Below are 16,813 nucleotides of genomic sequence, written 5' to 3'. Positions count from 1 at the left end.
CGGATGCTGATCCGGTGAGCGCGACACTGACGTTCCTGGGCGGGGTCGGCACGGTGACCGGGAGCAAGTTCCTGGTCGAGTCGGACGACTCGTCGATCATCGTCGACTGCGGGCTGTTCCAGGGCCTGTCGTCGCTGCGGCGCCGCAACTGGATGCCGCTGCCGGACAGCCTGCGGCAGGCCGACGCGGTCGTCCTCACCCACGCGCACCTCGATCACACCGGCTTCCTGCCGGTGCTGGCCCGGGCCGGCTGGCGCGGGCCGATCTACGCGACGGAAGGCACGGCCCGGCTGGCCGAGATCGTGCTCGTCGACAGCGCCCACCTGCTCGAGGAGGAGGCGCTGCACGCGAACACCTACGGCTGGAGCAAGCACCGCCCGGCCCTGCCGCTCTACGACGCCAAGGACGTCGAGCAGACCCGCCGGCTGCTGCGGACGGCGACCTTCGGCGAGTCGGTGCCCCTGCCGGGTGGCCTCGACCTGACCTTCGGTCGCGCCGGGCACATCCTCGGGTCGTCCTGGGCCCGCCTGACGACCCCGGACGGGCGGACGGTGCTGAGCAGCGGCGACCTCGGCCGCCAGCACCACCCGCTGCTGCGCGCGCCGCAGCCGCGTCCGTCGGTGGACACCCTGCTCATCGAATCGACGTACGGCGACCGGCGACGCCACTCGGAGAACGCCCGCGACGAATTCGCCACGATGATCAACCGCACCGCGCGCCGCGGCGGCTCGGTGCTCATCCCGGCCTTCGCGGTCGACCGCACCGAGGTGCTGCTCTACGAGCTGGACCAGATGCAGGCGGCCGGGATGATCCCCGCCCTGCCGATCGTGGTGGACAGCCCGATGGCGCTGTCCTGCCTGCGGGTGTACCGCGAGGCGCTGCACGAGGGCTGGCCCGAGCTGCGCACCGACCTGCCGCGCGACCTGTTCGACGCCGCCGGCGTGCGCGAGGTGCGCACGGCCAACGAGTCGATGGAGTGGAACGACCCGCGGGTCCCGTCGATCATCATCTCCGCCTCCGGCATGGCCAGCGGCGGACGCGTGCTGCACCACCTGCAGAGCATGCTGCCCAACCACCGGCACACGGTGGCGATCGTCGGCTTCGCCGCCGAGGGCACCCGCGCGCGGCAGCTGCTCGAGGGCGCCACCGAGATCAAGATCCACGGCCGGTACGTCCCCGTGCGGGCGGAGGTCTACTCCCTCGACGCGTTCAGCGCGCACGCCGACAGCGACGAGCTCGTCGCGTGGGCGACCGGCGCGCCGGCGCCGTCGACCTGCTTCGTCGTCCACGGTGAGCAGCACAGCTCGCACGCCCTCGCCGAGCGCCTGCGCGACGAGGTGGGCTGGACGGCCGTCGTCCCGCACGAGGGCGAGCGGGTCGGGCTCTGACCCGAGTACGAGGACGCGGCGGCAGGGTGCAGGCCCGGCAGCGCCTGCTAGCTCAGGCAGAGGCAGAACGGGTGGCCGGCGGGATCCAGGAACACCCGGAACGTGGTGCCCGGCTGGTGTTCGTGCTTCTCCGCGCCCAGCGCGAGCACGGCCTGCTCGCCGGCGTCGAGATCGTCGACGACGACATCGATGTGCATCTGCTGCGGCACACGCTGGCCGGGCCACTCGGGCCGCGCGTAGTCGTCGACCCTCTGGAACGCCAGCGAGTCGCCGTACTCGGCCCGGATGGACCACCAGTCGCCCTGCTCCTCGATCGGCCAGTCCAGCAGGGCGCTGTAGAAGCGGGCCAGGACCTCGGGGTCGGGGCAGTCGAGCACGACGACGGGGAAGCGGGCGATGGCCATGCCGAGGAGGCTACGGCGAGAACTGCTGCTTGACCTCGTTCTTCAGGATCTTGCCGACCTTCGACCGCGGCAGGTCGGGCCAGACGTCGAGCTGCTTCGGCGTCTTGACCGAGCCGATGCGCTGCTTGACGAACGCGATCAACTCAGCGGGCTCGACGGTCGCGCCGGCGCGGGGTTGGACGACGGCGGCCACCCGCTCACCCCACTTCTCGTCGGGCAGGCCGAACACCGCGCAGTCCTGCACGTCGGCGTGCGCGAGCAGCGCCTGCTCGACCTCGGTCGAGTACACGTTGAAGCCGCCGGTGATGATCATGTCCTTCGCGCGATCGACGATGAAGAGGTAGCCGGCGTCGTCGAGGTAGCCGATGTCGCCGGTGTGGTGCCAGCCGTGCCGCGACGCGTCGGCGGTGGCCTCGGGGTCGCGGTAGTACCCGGCCATCACGAGGGAGCTGCGCACGACGATCTCGCCCCGCTCACCACCGCCGAGCAACGCGCCCGACCCGGCCATGATCGCGACCTGCACGAGCGGCGTCGGCCGCCCGGCCGACGACAGCCGCTCCGTAGCGATCGAACCGTCGGCGCGACGATGATCGGCGGGGCTCATCGTCGAGATCATCATCGGTGCCTCGGTCTGGCCGAACAGCTGCGCCATCGGGCCGATCCGTTCCAGCGCCTGCTCGAGCCGGGTCGCCGACATGGGTGCGGCGCCGTACCAGAAGCACTGCAGCGACCCGAGATCCGTCGAGTCGAGATGGTCGTTGTCGAGCACCATGTAGATGAGCGTCGGCGGCAGGAAGGTGTGCGTCACCTCGTGCTGCTCGACGAGGGCGAGGAACCCGCCGACATCGGGCGCGCGCATCACCACGATGTGGCCACCGAGCGCGAGCACCGGGAAGCACAGCACGCCCGCCGCGTGGGTCAGCGGCGCCAGCGCGAGGTACGTCGGCCGGCCGGCGAACGGATAGCTCATCAGCGTCAGCGCGGTCATCGTCTCGAGATTGAGCTGGGTGAGCATCACGCCCTTCGGCCGCCCGGTCGTGCCGCCGGTGCCGACGATCATGGCGAGGTCGTCGGCCCGCGGGCGACGCTCGTCCACCTCGACGCCCTCACCCCGGGCGAGGAACTCGTCCCACCCCAGGGTGCCGTCGACGGCCGGGTCGTCGAAGCACACCCACGTCCTGACCCGGGGCAGCCCGTCGCGGATCGAGGCGACCAGCGGGGCGAACGCCGCCTGGAACACGACGACCTCGCAGTCGAAGAGCTCGAGCAGCTCGCGGTTCTCGGCCGCCTCGTTGCGCGGGTTGATCGGGCACCACACCGCCCCGGCCCGGCTGATGCCGAACACGGTCGTGAACGCCACCGGGTCGTTGGCCGACAGGATCGCGACCGACGTCCCCTCGCCGGCGTCCGACGCCACGAGCGCCGCCGCGATGCGGAACGACAGGGCCCGGGTCTGGGCGTAGGTGAGCGTCTCGCCCTCGGTGGTGAGGCAGGGCGCTGTCCCTCCCAGCGAGGCGCCCTTGTCCAGGTAGTCGGCAAGGCGCACGAGACCCTCCTCAGCCGCGCGGGAGGACCGGCGTCACATGCCCATCCCGCCGTCGACCGGCAGACCGATACCGGTGACGAAGCGAGCGGCGTCGGAGGCCAGGAAGACGACGGCGACGGCCATGTCCTCGACCGTGCCGAGGCGTCCCGACGGGGTGAGCTCGACGACCGCGCCGACCGCGGCCTCGGCCGAGGGGAACAGCCCGAGCGCGGCGACGTCGTTGGCGAGGCCGGCACCCATCGCCGTGGGGACGAGCCCGGGGTAGATGCAGTTCACGCGGACGCCGTAACCGAGCTTGCCCGATTCCATCGCCGCCACCCGGGTCAGCCGGTCGACCGCCGACTTGGTCGCGGAGTAGACCGAGATGCCCGGGAACGCGATGGTCGCCGCCACCGAGGCCACGTTGATGATCGCGCCGCCCTGACCGCCCGGGCCGCCCGGCCGCATCGCGCGGAGCCCGTGCTTGAGCCCGAGGGTGGTGCCGAGGATGTTGACCTCGAGCATCGTGCGGATGTCGTCGACCTCGACCTCGGTGATCAGGCTGGTGATCTCGACGCCGGCGTTGTTCACCAGGATGTCGAGCCCGCCGAGTTGGGCGCAGGCGTCGGCGACGGCGCTCTCCCAGTTGGCCTCGTCGGTGACGTCGAGCGCGACGAACCCGTGCCCGTCGCCCGGCAGCGCGGCGGCCACCGCCTGGCCGGCGTCCTTCTGCAGGTCGGTGATCACGACCGACGCGCCCGCGCCGGCCAGCGCCTTGGCCATGCCCTCCCCGAGGCCCTGGGCGCCACCGGTGACGAGGGCCTTGCGGCCGCTGAGTTCGAAGACGGACATTGCGGCTCCAGAGGGTCGGGGGTGTGATGGGCACCACCTTGGTCGGATCTCTGGACGACTGTCAAGACATTCTCCGGTCAACTGTCAAGAAGATGCTCCGACTGCCCTTAGACTCGCGGCGTGGCCACGACGACCGCGCGCCGGACGCGCGAGGAGAGGTACGACGAGCGCCGTACGCAGCTCGCCGAATCGGCGCTGACCACGCTCGGTGAACTCGGCTACGCCCGCACCAGCCTGCGCGAGATCGCGCAGAACTCCGAGTTCACGCACGGCGTCGTGCACTACTACTTCGCCAGCAAGATCGAGCTGATCACCTTCTGCGTGCGCCACTACAAGGCGCAGTGCGTCACCCGCTACGACGCGATCGTCGCCGAGGCGGCAACCGCGGACGACCTCCGCGCGTCATTCGCGGCGAAGCTGGCCGAGACGCTGCTGGCCGAGTCCGCGATGCACCGGCTCTGGTACGACCTGCGCACGCAGAGCATGTTCGAGGCCGACCTCCGGGCCGACGTCGTCGACATCGACCGCGCGCTCGAGCAGATGATCTGGCGCGTGCTGTCCCGCTACGCGGAGCTGGCCGGGTGCTCACCGTCCCTCGACTCCGCGACGGCCTACGCCCTGCTGGACGGGCTGTTCGAGAAGGCGTTGCTGGCGCACCTCACCGGTGCGGCCGAGGCCGGTGAGCAGCTCCGACAGCGGGCCGAGCAGCTGTTACCCATGCTGATCGGTTAGGAGCCCGAGAGGGGGAGCGCGACCGTCACCGTGGTGCCGGCGCCGACCTGGCTGTGCACGTCGAGGGTGCCGCCCATCGCCTCGGTGAGCCCGCGGGCGAGCGGCAGCCCGAGCCCGACGCCCTCCTCGGAGTCACGACCGAGCCGGTCGAACGGGGTGAACAGGCGGCCGAGGTGCTCGGTCGGGATGCCGGGACCCGAGTCGCGCACGTCGATGCGCACCTCGTCGCCGTCGACCTCCCAGTCGACGCGCACCGTGCCACCGTCGGCCCGGTTGTAGCGGATCGCGTTCGTCACCAGGTTCAGCAGCACCTGGGTGACCCGCCGCTCGTCGGCCCGCACGCGGACGGGACGGGCCGCCGCCGGGTGCAGGGTCACCCGCTCGGCCGCGGCCAGGGGCTGCACCATGGCGAGCACCCCGGCCACCACCGGTTCGAGCTCGACGTCGACGAGCGTGAGCGGCAGCGCCCGCGCCTCGATCCGGGCGACGTCGAGCACCTCGTTGACCATGGTGAGGATGTGCCCGGCCGCGGCCGAGATGTGGGTCAGGGCGGCGGCGCGACGGCCGGCGTCGAGCTCCAGCGTGCCGAGCAGTTCGGTGAACCCGGTGATGGCCTGCAGCGGGGTGCGCAGCTCGTGGCCCAGGGCCGAGACGAAGTCGGTCTTGGCCCGGTTGGCGGCCTCGGCGGCGGCTCGGGCCAGCTCGGCCTGTGCCCGCCGGCGGCGCTCCCGCTCGGCGGCGCGACGGCCGGTGACATCGAGGACGTTCACTGAGAGCGCCCGCGGCGCGCCCTCGGTGTCGCGGATCGGGGACACCGCCACCACCAGGTCGAGGATGCGGCCACCCGCCGTCCGGGCCGTCGCCTCGTACTCCTCGTGCTCGTCGTGGACGACGCGCTCGCGCACCGGCGGGAACAGCGCGTCGAGCCGGGTGCCGACGAGCTCGGGCTCGGCGCGTCCGAGCAGCGCGCGCATCGCGTGGTTGACCCGGGTGATCGCGCCGTCGAGGGTCGCGAGCGCCATGCCGACCGCGTTGTCCTCGAACGCGCGGCGGAAGCGCTCCTCGCTCTCGGCCAGCGCGCCGAGCAGGCCGTCGTGGTCGATGGCGATCGAGGCGAGATGGGTCAGCCGCTCGACCAGGTGCTCCTCGCGCGGCGTGGGCCGGTGCGGGCTGCGGTGGTAGACGGCGAAGGTGCCGCAGATGCCGTCGCGACCGCGGATCGGTGTCGACCAGCAGGCCCGCAGGCCGAACCGGTCGGCGAGGTCGCGGTAGCGCTCCCACCGCCAGTCGTCGCGCAGGTCGGCCGCGACGACCGGCGCCCCGGTGTACGCCGCAGTCCCGCACGATCCGGCGTCGGCGCCGATGCCCATCCCGTCGATGCTCGCGGAGTACTCGGCCGGCAGCGACGGGGCGGCGCCGTGGCGCAGGGTCGCGGCGTCCCGGTCGAGCAGCAGCACCGAGCACGAGCAGTCCGGGACGAGGTCCTCCAGCGCCGACGCGATGGCGGTGAGCACGCCGGTGAGCTCGACGCCGGTCGCGATCTGCTCGAGGATCTCGGTCTGCCGGGTGAGGAGCGCGACCGAGTCGGCGTGGTCCAGATCGCCGGCGACGGTCGTCACTAGGGCTCCAGCCGGTAGCCGACGCCGCGGACGGTGACGAGGTGGCGCGAGCCGAGCTTGTGCCGCAACCGGTGCACGTGCTCGGTGACCGTCGCCTCGCTCTGCCAGCGTTTCGAGCTCGACCAGACCTGTTCGAGCAGCTGGGCCCGGGTGAACACCCGGCGCGGGTGTGCGGCGAGGAAGGCGAGCAGGTCGAACTCGCGGGCGGTCAGCGGCACCGGCGATCCGTCGAGCGCGACCTCGCGCGTCCAGGGATCGATGTGCAGGTTCGAGCCGGGCTCGGTCGCCGCCGACGGCGCGGCGACCGGTGACCCGCTGCTGCGGCGCAGCACCGACCGCACCCGGGCGGCCAGTTCGCCGGGGGAGAAGGGCTTCACGAGGTAGTCGTCCGCGCCGAGGTCCAACCCGACGATCCGGTCGCCCTCGCCGCTGCGGCCGGACAGCACGACGACCGGGGTGCGGTCACCGCAATCGCGCAGCCGGCGCAGCAGGTCGAGTCCGGACAGGCCGGGCAGCGACAGGTCGAGCACGACGAGGTCGAAGCGCCGCTCCTCGAGGCACTGCCACGCCGCGTTGCCGTCGGCCGCCTCGTGCACGCTGTAGCCGTCGGCCTCGAGCTGCCAGCACACGACGGTGCGCACCCGGCTGTCGTCGTCGACGACGAGCAGCGACGGCCGGACCTCCGGTGTTGCGCTCGCTGTCATCCGCGCTCCTACCGACCTCGGGTGGCTGCGACCGTACCGGTCGCGTCTGTGGGAAGCGAGCAGCACCGTCAGCCCGGGAACAGCGCCCGGACCTCCTCCGGCTCCGGACCGCCGGGACCGATGACGACGACGGCGTCGTCGAATCCGGCGTCGGCGTAACGCCGCAGCACGTCGCGGGTCGGGCCGAGATCGGCGCGGCCGTTCACCGGCACCGCGCACACGATCGCCCGCCCCCCGCCGGCGGCCCGGAAGCGCTCGAGGGCGGCGACGATCTCGGCGGGCGTGCGGCGGAACCCGGAGGCCAGCCAACCGTCGTAGTCGCGGGCGGCCCGCTCGACGTTGGCGCCCCACGAGCCGAGCAGGAACGCCGGAGGGTCGCCGAGCAACCCGCGCAGCGTCGTGACGTTGCCGTGCAGGGTCGCGAAGCGGGTGGCGAAGTCGCGGTCCAGCGTGGCGTAGTCGGTCGCGGTCGAGCCGGGGCTCACGCCGAGGGTCAGCCGGTCGCCGCACACGGCGATCAGCGACAGGATCCGGTGGGCGAGCTCGGCCGGGTGGAACAGCGGCACCTGAACGGTGGCGGTGCCCAGCTCGACGCCCTCGATCGCGGTGGCCGCCACGGCGAGCGTCACGAACGGGTCGGGCACCAGCGGCCCGCGCCCGACGATGTGCGGCGTCCACAGGCTCTCGAAGCCGGCGGCGGCCAGCCGCGCCGCCCACTGCGCGACCGGATAGGGCGGTGCGTCGGCGAGATGGGTGAGGGTCGCCCCGAGCCGCACGTCGGGCCTACCCGCCCGTCGCGGCGCGGCGTTCGGTCGCGAACCGCTCGTACCAGCGCAGCGCGTCGGGGTCGTCGACCGAGGCGATGTTGGCCGCTTTCGCCAGCGGCGTCCCACGCAGCAGCTTCTTGATCGGCACCTCGAGCTTCTTGCCGCTCAAGGTGTGTGGCACCGCGGGGGCTTCGAGGATCTCGTCGGGGACGTGCCGGGGCGTCAGCCGGGTGCGCAGCGTCGAGACGATCTTCTGCTTGAGGGTGTCGTCGAGCGCGTGCCCGGAGGCGGGAACGACGAACAGCCCGAGCCAGTAGCCGTCGTCGCCCTGCTCGACACCGATCACGAGCGACTCGACGATCTCGGGCATCGTCTCGAGCACGTCGTAGAAGTCGCTGCTGCCCAGCCGCACGCCCTGCCGGTTGAGGGTCGAGTCGGAGCGGCCGTGCATCGAGACGCTGCCGTCGGCGTGCAGCGTCACCCAGTCGCCGTGGCGCCACACGCCGGGCCAGGTGTCGAAGTAGGAGTCGGTGTAACGCGCCCAGTCCGGGTCGTTCCACAGCCCCACCGGCATCGACGGCATGGGCTGGGTGACGACGAGGTCGCCGACGGTGTCGACGACCGGCCGGCCGTCGTCGTCCCAGGCCGCGCAGTCGACGCCGGCGAGCCGCCCGCCGATGCGACCTGCCCGCACCGGGGCGTACTCGTTGGAGCCGACGAACGCGCCGGAGATGTCGGTGCCGCCGCTGGTCGAGTCGATCCGCAGGTCCGGGCTGATGTGCTCCAGTACCCAGTGATAGCCGTCCGGCGGCAGCGCCGAGCCGCTGACCATGAGGTGGCGCAGCCGGCTCAGATCGTGCTCGTCGTGCGGTGACACCCCGGCGTTCGCGGAGGCGGTGATGACGGCCGCGCCCAGCAGCATCACGTCGGCGCCGGTGCGCGCCGCGACCTCCCAGACCGCACCTTTCGGGTGGCCCGGGCTGCCCTCGTACAGCACGATGCTCGCGCCCTGGGTCAGCGCGCCCAGCTGCATGTTCCACAGCGCCCAACCGGTGGAGGTGAAGGTGAACATGCGCTCGCCCTCGCGCAGCCCGCAGTACAGGCCCGACCACTTCGTGCCTTCGAGGGTGATGCCGCCCTGGCTGTGCACGAGCCCCTTCGGCAGCCCGGTCGTGCCGGACGTGAACAGCACCCACAGCGGGTGTGAGAACTCGACCGGTTCGAAGCTCAGCGGCGGGTCGCCCGAGGTCACGTCGTCCCACGAGGTCGAGCCCTCGGGGTCCGGACGGTCGCCGAACACGTAGGCGACGTGGACGAACTCCCGCACCGTCGGCAGGTGCTCGCGCAGCTGGGCGACGATGTCGCTGCGGTCGACGTCCTTGCCGTTCCAGTGGTAGCCGTCGGCGGCGACGAGCACGGTGGGCTCCAGCTGCGCGAGCCGCCCGATGGTGCCGTCGGCGCCGAAGTCGGGGGAGCAGCACGCCCAGACCGCGCCCACCGCGGCGGTGGCCAGGCAGCCGATCACCGCGTGCTCGGTGTTGGGCAGGTAGGCCGCGACCCGGTCGCCCGGCCGCACCCCGGCGCCGCGCAGCCACGCCGCCGCGGCGGCCACCGACTGCCGCAGCTCGCCGCGGGTGATCTCGCGCGCCGGCCCGCCGCCCTCCTGCACGCACACCAGCGCGGTCGCGCCGTCGGCGCCGCGGCGCAGCGCGTTCTGCGCCCAGTTCAGCCGGGCCCCCGTGAACCAGCGCGTGTGCGGCATCGGGTCGGCGGTGCGCACCTGCGTCCACGGCGTGGAGAACTCGATCCCGTAGTGGTCGACGATCGAGATCCAGAACCGGTCGAGCTCCTCGACCGACCACGCCCACAGCGCGTCGTGGTCGGGGAACGGCCGCCCCTCGCGCTGCTCGAGCCGGTCCAGGTACCCGCGCAGCGCCGACTGCTCGATGCGGGCGGCGGTCGGGCGCCAGAGCGGTTCGGCGGGCGGGCTGGACATGGCTCGACCGTAGAGGCGGCCGCGGGCGAAGGGCAGCGGTCGCCGGTCCCGTTGAGCGAGCGTTGATGTTCGGGCCAGCGCGTGTTGAGCGGGTCGGAGAACGCTGGCCTCCACTGATCCGAGGAGGCCTTCCCCATGAAGCTCGCTCTCTACCTGCCGAACTTCCGCGACGAGGTGACCGTCAAGGAACTGGAGGATCTCACCGCGCTCGCGGAGGACCTCGACTTCGACTCGGTCTGGACGCTCGACCGCATCGTGGTGCCCGAGGCCTCGGACCGCGAGGAGCTGCAGTTCCCGTTCGGCATGATGACCGACTTCCCGAAGATCATGCCGGTCATCGCGCGGGGCAAGTGGTTCCAGGGCATGACGCTGATCCCCTGGCTGGCGGCGAAGACGGAGAAGGTCCGTATCGGTATGAGCATCATCGATACGCCCTACCGCTCGCCCGGGGTGCTCGCCGCCGAACTCGCCACCCAGGACCACCTCTGCAACGGCCGGCTCAACGTCGGCGTCGGCTCCGGATGGATGCCCGAGGAGTTCGCGGCCGCCAGCGTCTCGCACCTGTTCCCGCGCCGGCACGGCCACGTGCGCGAGACGATCGAGATCATGCAGGGCATCTGGGACGAGCGCAACGACCTCTTCGAGTACCACGGCGAGTTCGCCGACTTCGAGCGCTGCGGCTTCGGGCACAAGCCGCTCCAGCAGCCCGGGCCACCGATCTACTTCTCCGGCCTGAAGGACGCGACGCGGTCGGCCAAGCGCATCGCGAAGTACGGCCTGCAGGGCTGGATCGGCATCCAGGACTCCCCCGAGGACATCAAGCGGTGGAAGGGCGAGATGGAGCGCGAGCTCAACGAGCTCGGCAAGGGCTTCCCCGACAACTTCGACATGTGCAGCATGATCTGGTTCGTCATCACCGACGAGCCGATCGACCAGACCCCGGCGGGCAAGGGCAGCAACCTGCTGGCCGGCTCGGCCCAGCAGATCGAGGACATGCTCAAGCGGTACAAGGACGCCGGTCTCACCATGCCGCTGCTCTGGCCGCCGTTCCGCGACGTGCCGACGTCGAAGACGCTCGACGACCTCAAGCGCCTGACCGAGGAGATCATGCCGAAGGTCAACGCCGGCTGATGCGGATGGTCGGCGCTAACCCCCGGCGGCCGACCATCCTGTGACGCCGACGATGCGGCAGACGAGCACCCGGTAGAAGGGCTTGTCGGCGTATTGCGGCACGGTGCGGGCGAGCCGGTCGGCCAGGTCGTCGGTCAAGGACACCGGCGGCGCGGGCACATGCCGCAGGCTCGCCCGCACCCACCACAGGCGTGACCAGTCGTCGGCGTCCCAGTGCTCGATGAGCAGGGTGCCGCGCGGGTCGGCCTCGAGGTTGTCCTCGCGCTTGAGCCGGGTCGAGCTCTTAGGCTTCACGCTGTCGATCGGCACGCCGACGTGCCCGTCGCCGCTCACCGCATACACCACCGGCTGCGGGTCCGGTCCCCGCTCCGGGTGCAGGGTGCACAGCACCCCGTGCACCTGGGCGGCCAGCCGGGCCCGGGCGTCGTCCTCGGGCAGCTTCATGGGCCGCAGTCTGGCACGCCGCGCCCGTGGCGCGACGCGGTTGACCTAGGCTGCGATCCGTGAGGTCCAGGCTGCCCACCCTGGTGCCTCCAGCGGTGTACGCGCTCATCGCCGCGGGCTACTTCTCCAGCTTCCTCGCCCATCCGACCCGCGGGGTTCCGGGTGGTCCGGACGGCATCCTCTACGCCTGGTACTTCGAGTGGGTCCACCAGTCGGTGATCCACCTGCACAACCCGCTCTTCTCGCAGGCCATGAACGCGCCGTACGGGTTCAACGTCATGTGGAACACGCCGATCTTCGTCCTGTCCCTGCTGTTCCTGCCCCTGACGGCGACGATCGGCCCGATCCCCACCGTCGGGATCCTGATGCTCCTGGCGCCGGTGGTCTCGGCGAGCACCTGCTACTTCGTGCTGCGCCACATCACGGGTCGGACCCTGGCTCCGGCCGTCGCGGCGACGATCTACGGCTTCGGACCGTTCTTCGCCGGCCAGGCCGGACACCTGAACCTGAGCTTCGACGTGCTGCCGCCCCTGCTGCTGCTGTTCGCCCACCAGCTCCTCGTCGAGCGGACGGCGACCCCGATCCGATCCGGCCTGTGGTTCGGTGCCGTGCTCGGGCTGCAGCTGCTGATCTCGGAGGAGATCGTGGTGCTGTGCGCGATCGGCGCGGCGATCACCCTCGGCTGGTCGGCGGTGTTGTACCCGCACGGGGTGCGATCGCGGCTGCGTGACCTGTCGGTCGGTTCCGGCGTCGCGGTCGCGGTCGCGGCGGTCCTCGCCGGCGGACCGATCGGCTACCAGTTCCTCGGCGCGGGCGCGTTCGCGCACGGGCTCGGCTTCAAGCCGGAGCGCGCCGACCTCGCCGCCATCGTGCGTCCGAGCGTCATCCAGCTCTTCGCCTCCGACGCCGACATCCGGGCCAACTACCGCTTCCACTCCGACCCGATGGAGAACACCGGCTACCTGGGCTGGCCCCTGGTGCTGCTCCTCGTCGGCCTGTGCGTCTGGTACATGATCAGGAAGGATCCCTTCGGGTACTGGTGGCTCGGCAGCGTCGTCACCGTCGTGCTGCTCAGCGCGGGAAGCACGGTCGAGTACAACGGCGCGGCCCTATCGCGCGGGCCGTGGCTGCTGGTGCGCAAGATCCCGCTGCTCGGCGGGGTGGTCACGCCGCGGTTCTCCCTGCTCACCACGCTGCTCGTCGCGCTGATCCTCGCCCGCTGGCTGGCGCGCCTGCAGGGCCGAGCCCTCGTCGCCGGCACCGCCGCTGTTGCGCTGGCCTTCGTGCCGCTCGTGCCGCGCGGCCCCTACGACCACATCTCGGCCGTGCGCGCCCCACGCTTCTTCACCACCTCGGCCGTCGGGACGATCCCGGCCGGGGCGACCGTCTACGTCATGCCGTACCGGGGCGACCCCGACGACGACGCCGCCGCCCGGGTGATGGCCTGGCAGACCAAGGCGCACCTGCGGTTCCGGATCATCGGCGGCTACAGCGTCTTCAACCGCGACGGCGAGCTGTCCTACGCCGGTGTCGAGCCGGCCTACACGACGCTGCTCGACGCCGCCGGCCGCCGCGGCGTGATGCCCACGGCCGCCGCGCTGGCCGCCGCCCGGCCGAGCGTGCGGGCCAGCGGTACCGATTACATCGTGATCACCCGCCTCGTGGCGCACCTCGCTACGGCGACGGCGGCCGCGCAGGCATTGACCGGCTGCGTGCCGCGAGAGGTCGCGGACGTGACGCTCTGCGCTGCTCGACCCGGCGGGCGGTGACCGTCGCGCCGGCGACGCACGCGAGCATCGGCAGGAGCAACGCGGTACCCGTGTGGGTGAACTCGAGGACGAGCAGCACTGCCGTGATCGGCGCTCGCATGGTGACGGCCAGCAGGGCGGCGGCGGCCACCATCGCGTACTCGACGGGCGCGGCGCCGGGCCAGAGCATCGACCACAGGCGGCCGACGAAGATCCCGGCCGCGGCCCCGGTGGCCAGGGCCGGTGTCAGCAGGCCACCGATCGCGCCGCCGCCCAGGCACAGTGCGGTCGCGAGGGGCTTGAGCAGGACGAGCACCCCGGCCGTGCCGAGACCCAGCACGCCGTCGAACGCGAGCCCGGTCATGCCCTTGCCGTTGCCCAGCAGTTCGGGGTAGGCCGACGCCAGGGCGCCGAGCGCAATGAACACGACGACGGTCGCGGGAAAGGCCCGCCATCCGGTCGGCGCGTGCGTGCGGGCCCGGGTCATGACCCGGCTGAACAGCACCCCGGTCACGCCGACGATCGGCGCCAGCAGGAGCGACCACACGAGCACCGGCGCGTCCAGGTGCACGGTGGGGATCGGGTAGGTCGGCCGGTCGCCGAGCAGCGGCCAGGCGACCACGGTGGCGAGCGCGCTGGCGGCGATCGCCGCGGCGACGTCGGCGAGCGCCAGGGAGCCGAGCAGTACCTCGAGGGTGAATGCGGCCCCGCCCAGCGGCACGTTGTAGACCGCGGCGAGCCCCGCTCCGGCGCCGCAGGCGAGGAGTCGGCGCTGCGCGCGGGCGTCGACGGCCAGCCGTTCGGCGATCCAGCCCGCGATCGCGGCCGCGCCCTGCCGCGGTGCGCCCTCGCGGCCCATCGACGCGCCGGTACCGACGGCGACGATCTGCAGCAGCGCGTCGGACAGCGTCGCGAGGACCGGCAGGCGCGGTCGGGGTTCGCGCAGCGCGTGGGTGACCGAGACCGCCTCGTTGTCGACCCACCGGCGCCGCCCCCACCACCCCGCTCCGACCAGCAGGCCGCCCGCCGCCAGCGCCACCAGGCGCCGGGCCGGGCTCGCCCGTTCGACGCCGACGAGGAAGGTGTTCTCGGTGTAGCCGAAGGCGACGTGCTGCACGAGGTGCAGGACGAGCGTCAGGCCGGTGCCGACCACGCCGGCGGCAAGGCCGGTCAGGACCACGGCCGCAGCCACGACGATCACCCGGCCGCCAGGCCGGGGATCAGCGGGGCGATCGAGCACGGACCGACCCTAGTGGCGGCCGGCGCGGGGACCGCTCGGAGCGGCACCGTGCTCCTGCGGTTTGTATTACGGCGTAAACGGAAACGGCGGCTCCGTATACGCCGTAAGACAAACTGCGGGGAGCACCCCTACTCCTGCGCCGGACTAGGCGAGGCTGAGGAAGAGCTTCTCCATCTCGGCCGGGGTCATCGGTTCGGCCTCCCCGGCGGCGGTGGCCGTGAGGCACTGGCGCATGCCGCTGGCCAGCAGCTTGAAACCGGCCCGGTCGAGCGCCTTGCTGGCGGCGGCCAGCTGGGTGACGATGTCGGCGCACTCGCGGCCGTCCTCGAGCATGCGGATGATGCCGCCGACCTGGCCCTCGACGCGGCGAAGCCGCTTGACGAGGTCGCCGGTGGCGTCTGCTTCGAGCTCCATGACCGTGAGTGTACTCATACCCGCAGGGGTATCACGCGCGAGAGCGGACCGAACGGGCCGGCTAGAGACACGCCGCCGGTAGCTCGAACCACCGGAGCTCGTCGAAGTCGTGCGACAGGTGGGCCGGGGTCTCGTCCGGTGCCGCGCCCGCCGCCTCGAAGTGGCGCCGGGCCTCGTCCAGGTATCCCGCCAGGGCCGATTCCGGAGCGCGGTCGACGCGGCGGGGGTAGCGCAGGTTCCCGTCGGGGTCGTAGTGCAGGTCGGTCAGGCGCAGCGGCGGCTCGACGACGCCCTCGCGGTGCCGCCACAGCCCGTCGGCCGGGTCGAAGCGGTAGTCGGTGAGCAGGCGCCACCCGTCGCGCGCGACCATCTGCACCGCGGCGACGAGGTAGTCGAGCACGGTGTCGGAGATGAAGTAGTTGAGGTTGACCCGGATCCAGCCCGGCTTGATGCCCTCGCAGCCCCGCCCGATCTCGCGCTCGAACTCGTGGGACCGGTCGAGGTCGATCCCGAGCAGCTGGTGCCCGTAGGGCCCGGCGCACGAGCAGCCACCGCGCGACTGGATGCCGAACAGGTCATTGAGCAGCGCGACCACGAAGTTGTGGTGCAGGTAGCGACCGCTCGGCGCGCGCACGACGAACGACACGATCGACAGCCGTGGGGCGTCGAGGTTGCCGAGGATCTCCAGGTTCGGCTCGTCCTTCCAGGCCGTCACCGCGGTGCGCAGCAGGCGGTCCTCGCAGGCGCGGATAACGTCCGTCCCGACCGCCTGCTTGAGCTGGAAGACGACGCCGGCGCGGATGGAGTCGATGATGGCCGGCGTCCCGCCCTCCTCGCGGTGCACCGGATCGTCCAGGTAGCGGTGCTCGGTCGGGTTGACGTACAGGACGGTGCCGCCGCCGGGGACGTCGGGCACCCGGTTGCGCGCGAGTTCGCGGCGCATCACCAGGACGCCCGGGGTGGCCGGCCCGCCGATGAACTTGTGCGGGCTGAGGAAGACGGCGTCCAGGTACGCGTCCGGATGCCCGGCCGGCCCGCTCACGGCGATGTCGAGGTACGGGCCGGCGGCCGCGAAGTCCCAGAACGACAGCGCGTCGTGGGCGTGCAGCAACTCGGCGATGCGCGTGGTGTCGCTGAGCACGCCGGTCACGTTGCTCGCCGCCGAGAACGAGCCGATGCGCAGCGGGCGGTCGGCATGGCGGTCGAGTTCGTCCTCGAGGACGGCGAGGTCGATGTGGCCGTCGGCGTCCTGCGGGATCACGACGACGTCGGCGATCGACTCGCGCCACGGCAACTCGTTGGAGTGGTGCTCGAACGGCCCGATGAACACGACCGGGCGGGCCGCGGCCGGCAGCGTCGAGGCGACGCCCCACCGGTCGGCCGCCTCGGACGGGACGCGGAGGCCGAGGATGCCGATCAGCTTGTCGATGGCGGCGGTGGCGCCGGACCCGGTGAAGAGGACGACGTCGTCCGGCCCGGCGCCGACGGCGTCATGGACGATCGCGCGGGCGTCCTCGCGCAGCCGGGTCGTCTGCAGTCCGGTGCCGCTCGACTCGGTGTGCGTGTTGGCGTAGCGGGGCACGACCTCGTCGCGGATGAAGTCCTCGATGAAGCCGAGGGCGCGGCCGGAGGCGGTGTAGTCGGCGTAGGTGACCCGGCGCGGTCCGTACGGCCCGTGCATCACCTGGTCGTCGCCGATGACGGCCTCCCGGATGCGGGCCAGGAGTGGAGTCTCCGCGTCTTGCATGAGGTGACCGTAGGCGATGCTCCGCAGCGCGGCAGCCAATACCTTAGGGGGTATGGTACAAAGAGAGCCAGGCGATCCACATCCCGAGCCCGGGATCAGCAC

15 protein-coding genes are annotated in these 16,813 nt (G+C 72.1%); 4 read left to right on the top strand and 11 right to left on the bottom strand.

Translation table 11 applies throughout. The annotated features are described in order from the left end of the window. Positions 1-14: 14 nt before the first annotated feature. Positions 15-1,388, top strand: coding sequence for an MBL fold metallo-hydrolase (locus tag VGN18_RS15740; protein WP_327540655.1), 1,374 nt, complete (start codon positions 15-17; stop codon positions 1,386-1,388). A 47-nt stretch (positions 1,389-1,435) separates the two neighbouring features. On the opposite strand, the gene VGN18_RS15735 is transcribed toward VGN18_RS15740, so the two are convergent. Genes VGN18_RS15735 through VGN18_RS15725 form a run of 3 tightly spaced genes read right to left on the bottom strand, consistent with a single transcriptional unit; the run spans position 1,436 to position 4,169 of the window. Further along, positions 1,436-1,792 (bottom strand): VOC family protein, encoded by a 357-nt coding sequence (locus VGN18_RS15735; RefSeq protein WP_327540654.1) that lies wholly within the window; start codon positions 1,790-1,792, stop codon positions 1,436-1,438. A 10-nt stretch (positions 1,793-1,802) separates the two neighbouring features. Continuing rightward, positions 1,803-3,338 carry an AMP-binding protein gene (locus VGN18_RS15730; RefSeq protein ID WP_327540653.1) on the bottom strand — a complete coding sequence of 512 codons (1,536 nt, stop codon included), beginning with the start codon at positions 3,336-3,338 and terminating at the stop codon, positions 1,803-1,805. A 33-nt stretch (positions 3,339-3,371) separates the two neighbouring features. Then, positions 3,372-4,169, bottom strand: coding sequence for an SDR family oxidoreductase (locus VGN18_RS15725; RefSeq protein ID WP_327540652.1), 798 nt, complete (start codon positions 4,167-4,169; stop codon positions 3,372-3,374). A gap of 120 nt (positions 4,170-4,289) precedes the next feature. Here VGN18_RS15725 and VGN18_RS15720 point away from each other — a divergent pair, with 120 nt between their 5' ends. Then, positions 4,290-4,901: a TetR/AcrR family transcriptional regulator gene (locus VGN18_RS15720; RefSeq protein WP_327540651.1), complete on the top strand. Its 612-nt coding sequence runs from the start codon at positions 4,290-4,292 to the stop codon at positions 4,899-4,901. Here the strand turns inward: VGN18_RS15720 and VGN18_RS15715 are convergent. From VGN18_RS15715 to VGN18_RS15700, 4 genes are all read right to left on the bottom strand, one after another. Beyond that, positions 4,898-6,520, bottom strand: coding sequence for an ATP-binding protein (locus tag VGN18_RS15715; protein ID WP_327540650.1), 1,623 nt, complete (start codon positions 6,518-6,520; stop codon positions 4,898-4,900). The genes VGN18_RS15720 and VGN18_RS15715 overlap by 4 nt on opposite strands. Continuing rightward, positions 6,520-7,224: a response regulator transcription factor gene (locus VGN18_RS15710; protein ID WP_327540649.1), complete on the bottom strand. Its 705-nt coding sequence runs from the start codon at positions 7,222-7,224 to the stop codon at positions 6,520-6,522. Before VGN18_RS15710 ends, VGN18_RS15715 begins: the two co-directional genes overlap by 1 nt. A gap of 68 nt (positions 7,225-7,292) precedes the next feature. Then, complete coding sequence (locus VGN18_RS15705) at positions 7,293-8,000, bottom strand: LLM class flavin-dependent oxidoreductase (RefSeq protein WP_327540648.1); 708 nt, start codon at positions 7,998-8,000, stop codon at positions 7,293-7,295. Positions 8,001-8,007: 7 nt separating this feature from the next. Then, entirely contained in the window at positions 8,008-9,987 is a 1,980-nt protein-coding gene (locus VGN18_RS15700) for an acetoacetate--CoA ligase (protein WP_327540647.1), read from the bottom strand. A gap of 135 nt (positions 9,988-10,122) precedes the next feature. On the opposite strand from VGN18_RS15700, the gene VGN18_RS15695 reads away from it, so the two are divergent. Further along, positions 10,123-11,118, top strand: coding sequence for an LLM class flavin-dependent oxidoreductase (locus VGN18_RS15695; RefSeq protein WP_327540646.1), 996 nt, complete (start codon positions 10,123-10,125; stop codon positions 11,116-11,118). Between the two features lie 15 nt (positions 11,119-11,133). On the opposite strand, the gene VGN18_RS15690 is transcribed toward VGN18_RS15695, so the two are convergent. Beyond that, a complete protein-coding gene (locus VGN18_RS15690) occupies positions 11,134-11,562 on the bottom strand; it encodes a pyridoxamine 5'-phosphate oxidase family protein (protein ID WP_327540645.1) in 429 nt (142 codons plus the stop codon). A gap of 59 nt (positions 11,563-11,621) precedes the next feature. Between VGN18_RS15690 and VGN18_RS15685 the strand changes: the two genes are divergently transcribed. Then, entirely contained in the window at positions 11,622-13,331 is a 1,710-nt protein-coding gene (locus tag VGN18_RS15685; RefSeq protein ID WP_327540644.1) for a hypothetical protein, read from the top strand. Here VGN18_RS15685 and VGN18_RS15680 read toward each other — a convergent pair. From VGN18_RS15680 to VGN18_RS15670, 3 genes are all read right to left on the bottom strand, one after another. Next, on the bottom strand, positions 13,237-14,502 hold the full coding sequence (locus tag VGN18_RS15680) for a chloride channel protein (protein WP_327540643.1): 1,266 nt from the start codon (positions 14,500-14,502) through the stop codon (positions 13,237-13,239). The genes VGN18_RS15685 and VGN18_RS15680 overlap by 95 nt on opposite strands. A gap of 192 nt (positions 14,503-14,694) precedes the next feature. Next, positions 14,695-14,964, bottom strand: a complete 270-nt coding sequence (locus tag VGN18_RS15675; RefSeq protein ID WP_327540642.1) for a metal-sensitive transcriptional regulator — start codon at positions 14,962-14,964, stop codon at positions 14,695-14,697. A 61-nt stretch (positions 14,965-15,025) separates the two neighbouring features. After that, entirely contained in the window at positions 15,026-16,711 is a 1,686-nt protein-coding gene (locus VGN18_RS15670) for an aminotransferase class V-fold PLP-dependent enzyme (protein ID WP_327540641.1), read from the bottom strand. Positions 16,712-16,813: the final 102 nt, after the last annotated feature.

It is taken from the genome of Jatrophihabitans sp. (assembly GCF_036000465.1).
Lineage (GTDB): Bacteria > Actinomycetota > Actinomycetes > Mycobacteriales > Jatrophihabitantaceae > Jatrophihabitans.
This window is presented reverse-complemented; position numbering and strand designations above follow the sequence as displayed.

Excerpts from the sequence above, each read along its gene's own strand:
- VGN18_RS15675 (WP_327540642.1), bottom strand. The coding sequence starts at position 14,964 with ATGGAGCTCGAAGCAGACGCCACCGGCGACCTCGTCAAGCGGCTTCGC.
- VGN18_RS15670 (WP_327540641.1), bottom strand. The coding sequence starts at position 16,711 with ATGCAAGACGCGGAGACTCCACTCCTGGCCCGCATCCGGGAGGCCGTC.
- VGN18_RS15695 (WP_327540646.1), top strand. The coding sequence starts at position 10,123 with ATGAAGCTCGCTCTCTACCTGCCGAACTTCCGCGACGAGGTGACCGTC.
- VGN18_RS15690 (WP_327540645.1), bottom strand. The coding sequence starts at position 11,562 with ATGAAGCTGCCCGAGGACGACGCCCGGGCCCGGCTGGCCGCCCAGGTG.
- VGN18_RS15700 (WP_327540647.1), bottom strand. The coding sequence starts at position 9,987 with ATGTCCAGCCCGCCCGCCGAACCGCTCTGGCGCCCGACCGCCGCCCGC.
- VGN18_RS15725 (WP_327540652.1), bottom strand. The coding sequence starts at position 4,169 with ATGTCCGTCTTCGAACTCAGCGGCCGCAAGGCCCTCGTCACCGGTGGC.
- VGN18_RS15710 (WP_327540649.1), bottom strand. The coding sequence starts at position 7,224 with ATGACAGCGAGCGCAACACCGGAGGTCCGGCCGTCGCTGCTCGTCGTC.
- VGN18_RS15735 (WP_327540654.1), bottom strand. The coding sequence starts at position 1,792 with ATGGCCATCGCCCGCTTCCCCGTCGTCGTGCTCGACTGCCCCGACCCC.